2 rRNA genes are annotated in these 3,323 nt (G+C 52.4%); both read left to right on the forward strand.

What is annotated here, in order from left to right:
* Positions 1-160: 160 nt before the first annotated feature.
* Positions 161-3,067: ribosomal RNA gene (locus tag CLR69_RS22705) — 23S ribosomal RNA — on the forward strand.
* A 133-nt stretch (positions 3,068-3,200) separates the two neighbouring features.
* A 5S ribosomal RNA gene (rrf, locus tag CLR69_RS22710) occupies positions 3,201-3,316 on the forward strand.
* Positions 3,317-3,323 lie beyond the last annotated feature (7 nt).

Here is a 3,323-nt window from a genome sequence, read left to right on the forward strand (position 1 = left end):
TTTTGCTCTTTAACAATCTGGAACAAGCTGAAAATTGAAACATGACAGCTGAACATGCATGACGGCCTTCGGGTTGGTCGTGATGAGTCAGTCTGTCAATGAGTCTCTCAAATAATCGCAGCACGAAACGTGGTTCGACAGAAACACCTTCGGGTTGTGAGGTTAAGCGACTAAGCGTACACGGTGGATGCCTAGGCAGTCAGAGGCGATGAAGGGCGTGCTAATCTGCGATAAGCGTCGGTAAGCTGATATGAAGCGTTATACCCGACGATACCCGAATGGGGAAACCCAGTGTGTTTCGACACACTATCATGACATGAATACATAGTGTCATGAGGCGAACCGGGGGAACTGAAACATCTCAGTACCCCGAGGAAAAGAAATCAACCGAGATTCCCCTAGTAGCGGCGAGCGAACGGGGAGGAGCCCAGAACCTGAATCAGTTTGTGTGTTAGTGGAAGCGTCTGGAAAGTCGCACAGTAAAGGGTGATAGTCCCGTACACAAAAATGCACAGGCTGTGAGTTCGATGAGTAGGGCGGGACACGTGACATCCTGTCTGAATATGGGGGGACCATCCTCCAAGGCTAAATACTCCTGACTGACCGATAGTGAACCAGTACCGTGAGGGAAAGGCGAAAAGAACCCCGGCGAGGGGAGTGAAATAGAACCTGAAACCGTGTACGTACAAGCAGTGGGAGCCTACTTGTTAGGTGACTGCGTACCTTTTGTATAATGGGTCAGCGACTTATATTCTGTAGCAAGGTTAACCGAATAGGGGAGCCGCAGGGAAACCGAGTCTTAACTGGGCGTTAAGTTGCAGGGTATAGACCCGAAACCCGGTGATCTAGCCATGGGCAGGTTGAAGGTTGGGTAACACTAACTGGAGGACCGAACCGACTAATGTTGAAAAATTAGCGGATGACTTGTGGCTGGGGGTGAAAGGCCAATCAAACCGGGAGATAGCTGGTTCTCCCCGAAAGCTATTTAGGTAGCGCCTCGTGAACTCATCTTCGGGGGTAGAGCACTGTTTCGGCTAGGGGGTCATCCCGACTTACCAACCCGATGCAAACTACGAATACCGAAGAATGTTATCACGGGAGACACACGGCGGGTGCTAACGTTCGTCGTGAAGAGGGAAACAACCCAGACCGCCAGCTAAGGTCCCAAAGTCATGGTTAAGTGGGAAACGATGTGGGAAGGCATAGACAGCCAGGATGTTGGCTTAGAAGCAGCCATCATTTAAAGAAAGCGTAATAGCTCACTGGTCGAGTCGGCCTGCGCGGAAGATGTAACGGGGCTAAACCATGCACCGAAGCTGCGGCAGCGACGCTTAGGCGTTGTTGGGTAGGGGAGCGTTCTGTAAGCCGTTGAAGGTGACCTGTGAGGGTTGCTGGAGGTATCAGAAGTGCGAATGCTGACATAAGTAACGATAATGCGGGTGAAAAACCCGCACGCCGGAAGACCAAGGGTTCCTGTCCAACGTTAATCGGGGCAGGGTGAGTCGACCCCTAAGGCGAGGCTGAAAAGCGTAGTCGATGGGAAACAGGTTAATATTCCTGTACTCGGTGTTACTGCGAAGGGGGGACGGAGAAAGCTAGGTTATCCGGGCGACGGTTGTCCCGGTTTAAGCGTGAAGGTGGATGACTTTGGTAAATCCGGGTCGTCATTAACACTGAGGCGTGATGACGAGTCACTACGGTGATGAAGTAACCGATGCTACGCTTCCAGGAAAAGCCTCTAAGCTCCAGGTAACATCAAATCGTACCCCAAACCGACACAGGTGGTCAGGTAGAGAATACTCAGGCGCTTGAGAGAACTCGGGTGAAGGAACTAGGCAAAATGGTGCCGTAACTTCGGGAGAAGGCACGCTGGTGTAAGGTGAAGTCCCTTGCGGATGGAGCCGAGACCAGTCGAAGATACCAGCTGGCTGCAACTGTTTAATAAAAACACAGCACTGTGCAAACACGAAAGTGGACGTATACGGTGTGACGCCTGCCCGGTGCCGGAAGGTTAATTGATGGGGTCAGCCGCAAGGCGAAGCTCTTGATCGAAGCCCCGGTAAACGGCGGCCGTAACTATAACGGTCCTAAGGTAGCGAAATTCCTTGTCGGGTAAGTTCCGACCTGCACGAATGGCGTAATGATGGCCAGGCTGTCTCCACCCGAGACTCAGTGAAATTGAACTCGCTGTGAAGATGCAGTGTACCCGCGGCAAGACGGAAAGACCCCGTGAACCTTTACTATAGCTTGACACTGAACCTTGAGCCTTGATGTGTAGGATAGGTGGGAGGCTTTGAAGCGTGGACGCCAGTCTGCGTGGAGCCAACCTTGAAATACCACCCTTTAATGTTTGATGTTCTAACGTGGGCCCGTGATCCGGGTTGCGGACAGTGTCTGGTGGGTAGTTTGACTGGGGCGGTCTCCTCCCAAAGCGTAACGGAGGAGCACGAAGGTTAGCTAATCCTGGTCGGACATCAGGAGGTTAGTGCAAAGGCATAAGCTAGCTTGACTGCGAGAGTGACAGCTCGAGCAGGTGCGAAAGCAGGTCTTAGTGATCCGGTGGTTCTGAATGGAAGGGCCATCGCTCAACGGATAAAAGGTACTCCGGGGATAACAGGCTGATACCGCCCAAGAGTTCATATCGACGGCGGTGTTTGGCACCTCGATGTCGGCTCATCACATCCTGGGGCTGAAGTAGGTCCCAAGGGTATGGCTGTTCGCCATTTAAAGTGGTACGCGAGCTGGGTTTAGAACGTCGTGAGACAGTTCGGTCCCTATCTGCCGTGGGCGTTGGAAGATTGAGAGGGGTTGCTCCTAGTACGAGAGGACCGGAGTGAACGCACCACTGGTGTACGGGTTGTGATGCCAATTGCATTGCCCGGTAGCTAAGTGCGGAAGAGATAACCGCTGAAAGCATCTAAGCGGGAAACTTGCCTCGAGATGAGTCTTCCCTGGACACTAGATGTCCCTGAAGGGCCGTTGAAGACGACGACGTAGATAGGCTGGGTGTGTAAGCGTAGCGATACGTTGAGCTAACCAGTACTAATGACCCGAGAGGCTTAACCTTACAACACCGAAGGTGTTTTGTGAGATGACTCATAGAGAACGATGTTCAGCTTGTTCAAAGATTGGTTCTGGTGGTTGTACGGATGAGAAGCGAAAGCGACTTGAGTATGACGGCTGGAATGAAACAGAATTTGCCTGGCGGCGATAGCGCGGTGGTCCCACCTGACCCCATGCCGAACTCAGAAGTGAAACGCCGTAGCGCCGATGGTAGTGTGGGGCTTCCCCATGTGAGAGTAGGGAACTGCCAGGCATCAAAT

Source organism: Pectobacterium zantedeschiae (assembly GCF_004137795.1).
Lineage (GTDB): Bacteria > Pseudomonadota > Gammaproteobacteria > Enterobacterales > Enterobacteriaceae > Pectobacterium > Pectobacterium zantedeschiae.